Annotated in this window: 2 protein-coding genes; both read left to right on the plus strand. The window is 40.2% G+C overall.

Annotated features, from left to right (window positions below):
* The first annotated feature begins 102 nt into the window (after positions 1-102).
* Entirely contained in the window at positions 103-1434 is a 1332-nt protein-coding gene (gene pyk / locus WIW89_RS03885) for a pyruvate kinase (protein WP_337719825.1), read from the plus strand.
* Positions 1435-1495: 61 nt separating this feature from the next.
* On the plus strand, positions 1496-3463 hold a 1968-nt coding region (locus tag WIW89_RS03890), incomplete at its 3' end, for an acetate--CoA ligase family protein (protein WP_337719826.1).

The raw sequence follows: 3463 nt of genomic DNA on the forward strand, positions 1-3463 counted from the left end.
TAAACGCATATTATACAGTTAGAAACGCTGGGATGTTAGTTATAGCTAAAATAAATTACAAATTCGGTAATGTCCAAGGAGAAAGCAAGGGATCTCTTAGGTATGTCTAAAAGAAAAACAAAGATAATTTCGACTTTAGGTCCTGCTAGCGAAAAAGTCATCGACGAGTTGCTGAAATACGTAGACATTATAAGGCTGAACTTTGCCCATGGGGACAAAGATCAGCATAAAAGATATTTTGAACTGGTCAATAATAGAGCTCCTATTCTAGTAGACTTACCGGGACCCAAGCTAAGGATAGGTGTATTAGAAAAAGAACCTATCACATTAAAAAACGGTGATCTATTAACCTTCGGAGATGAAGGGATTCCAGTTGAAGATCCTATTTTCTTTAAACTGATAAAAGTAGGGACTGAAGTACTCATAGCCGATGGCGTAATAAGAGTACAAATAACTGAAGTCAATGAAAACTCAGCTAAGGGCGTAGTAAAAGAAGGAGGGTTGCTAACTTCAAGAAAAGGGATTAATATCCCTGACGCCGATATTCCTTTAGGGATCACTCCAAAGGATCTTGAGCTTTTAAAAGAGGCATTAAATTTAGGTGCAACCTACATAGGCTTATCTTTTGTGGTAAGTGAGGACGATATCAGAAAAGTTAAGGAAGTAGTAAAAGGAAAAGCTTGGGTCGTAGCTAAAATCGAGAAGAAAGCTGCCCTCAAGAACTTGAAAAATATCGTGAAGGAAGCTGACGCAATAATGGTCGCCAGAGGCGATTTAGGTGTAGAAGTAGGACTACCTAATCTTCCTCAGACACAAAGGAAAATAGTTAACGTATCAAGAAAGTACGGTAAGCCCGTCATTCTAGCTACACAAGTTCTCGAGTCAATGGTTAACTCTCCTTTACCTACAAGAGCGGAGACTATTGATGTAGCGAATTCCGTTTCACAAGGAGTTGATGCGATAATGCTAAGTGACGAGACTGCTATGGGTAAGTACCCTCTAGAAGCGGTTAAGACTTTAAACGATCTGATAATATCCGTCGAAAGAACTTTCAAACCTAAAAAGACTCAGCTATACATGAACGTTGATGAGGCTGTAGCATATTCTGCAGTAATAGCTAGCATACTGTCTTCCGCCTCACTTATCATAACATATACTAGGACTGGATCCTCAGCCTTAAGAATATCACGATTAAGACCTGTTGTGCCGATAATAACCTTAACACCGTCTGAGGACTTAATTAAAATCCTGAAAATATGTTACGGTGTATCCCCCAAAAAAGTGGAGGAATTAAAAAGTTTGGACGACATTGTAAAGAGAGCTAGAGAAGAAGCGATTCAAATGGGTCATAAGGGATTTATAGTTATAGTCGGAGGAGTATACGGAGATAAAGGGGAAACTACTAGATTTTTAAAAGTAGAAGAGTTAGATTAATGATTTACCACCTAAAGGCCGAATTAAAAATTTTTATACATTATTTCAAAAAGAGAAAGTTATGACATTAGATGCTCTGTTTAAACCCAAGAGTATAGCTGTTATAGGAGCTTCGAGGCACAAAGAAAAGGTAGGAAACGTTGTTTTCAGAAACTTACTCGCAACATATCACGGCAAATTATATCCAGTGAACACGAAGGCTGAGGACGTTGAAGGGATAAAGGCTTTTAAAAGCGTAAAAGAGATCCCAGACCCGGTAGACTTAGTAGTAATTACAGTTCCCCGAGAAGCAGTACCGACTGTAATGGAAGAAGCAGTCGAGAAACAAGTCAAGGCTGCTATAGTGATAACTGCTGGGTTTAAGGAGGTTGGAGAGGAAAAACTGGAGAACGAGATTATCAATATAGCTAGGAAAGGTAGTATTAGGGTATTAGGGCCTAATACCTTTGGAATTATTACTCCAGAGTTAAACGCTACTTTCGCCTACTCCGATGTCAAGAGGGGGAATATCGCACTAGTGGTTCAGAGCGGTGGGCTAGGGGTCTACATGTTAAACTGGGCCCAGAAAAACAGAATAGGCATAAGTTATATGGTGAGCTTAGGCAATCAGGCTGATGTAAAGGAGTATGAGGTGTTGGAGTACTTATCACATGATGCCGAAACTAAATCAATATTCGTGTATTTAGAAGGAGTATCAGACGGAAGTGCTTTCTTAGAGACTCTCCCTGAAGTAACTAAGAGAAAACCAGTAGTATTCCTGAAAGGAGGAACAACATCTAACGGTGCTGCAGCAGCTAAAACCCATACCGGCTCTTTAGCTGGCTCATTTGAAGTTTTCAGAGCTGCCGTGAGGACTGGTGGAGGAATTTTAGTTGAAAACCTCCATGACCTATTAAACCTAGCTAAGATACTAATGTATTCCGAACCTATAAGAGATCAAATATTAGTGATCACTAATTCAGGAGGACATGGCGTTTTGACTTCTGACGAAATCGAAAAGAACGGGTTGAAGTTAGTTGAAATACCATCATGGATGCAGGAGGAATTAAGGAAAGTCTTACCTCCTACCTCAATGCCTAAGAATCCTTTAGATTTAACCGGAGATGCTAACAGAGACAGATACTTGTCTGCGCTAAAAGTTGTCTCTAACTTAGACTGTACTAAACTAGTAATAGTCCAAGCCTTACCGATGGTAAGCTGCTCTGACGTAGCTAGGGTTATCACATCTTATAAGGGAAAGGGAATAATCGGAATAACGATGGGTCTCGATGAGGACTTTGCACTTAAAATACTCGAGAGCGCTGGAATGCCGGCGTATACTTTCCCAGAAGATGCCGTTAAGGCAATAAGGTATCTTGTTAAGAAACCCGAGCCTAGAAAGAAAATAAGAGTAGCACAACCCATCGAGGCTGCTGTTGAACTCACTAAAGGAAAGTCTACTTTACGTGATTACGAAGCGTTAAAATTAATGGAAATTTACGGTATCAGGACGCCTAAATGGGGTGTAGCAGAGAGCGAAGATGAAGCTCAGAGAATTGCAGACAACATAGGTTATCCGGTTGTGATGAAGATCTCTCCTGACCAGCCACTTCATAAAACGGAGTTGAAAGGAGTAATTGTAAACGTTGAAAAGGATCAGGTTAAAGAAGTATATAAACAGTTGAGCAAGCAGACAAAAAGAGTGTTAATTCAGGAGCAACTTTCAGGTTTAGAGATATTCGTGGGGGGACTGAAGGATCCAGTTTTCGGGCATGTTGTGTTGGTAGGAAGTGGTGGAATCTACGTTGACGTCCTGAAAAACGTTTCCTATGCATTATCCCCAGTGTACGAAGACGAGGCACAAGAATTGTTGCAAGAGAGTAAGATTCATGACATGTTGCATGCAAGAAAAAGAGGTTATGATGAAGGATCTCTAATAAGGACTATAATTACTGTCTCGAGAATGATAGTAGACCTCGACATTAAAGAAATGGACATAAACCCGCTATTCGTAAACGAAAGAGGAGCCTTTGCTACCGACGTTAGGATT

The sequence above is a fragment of the Stygiolobus sp. CP850M genome, assembly GCF_037389425.1.
GTDB lineage: Archaea > Thermoproteota > Thermoprotei_A > Sulfolobales > Sulfolobaceae > Stygiolobus.

Excerpts from the sequence above, each read along its gene's own strand:
- pyk (WP_337719825.1), top strand. The coding sequence starts at position 103 with ATGTCTAAAAGAAAAACAAAGATAATTTCGACTTTAGGTCCTGCTAGC.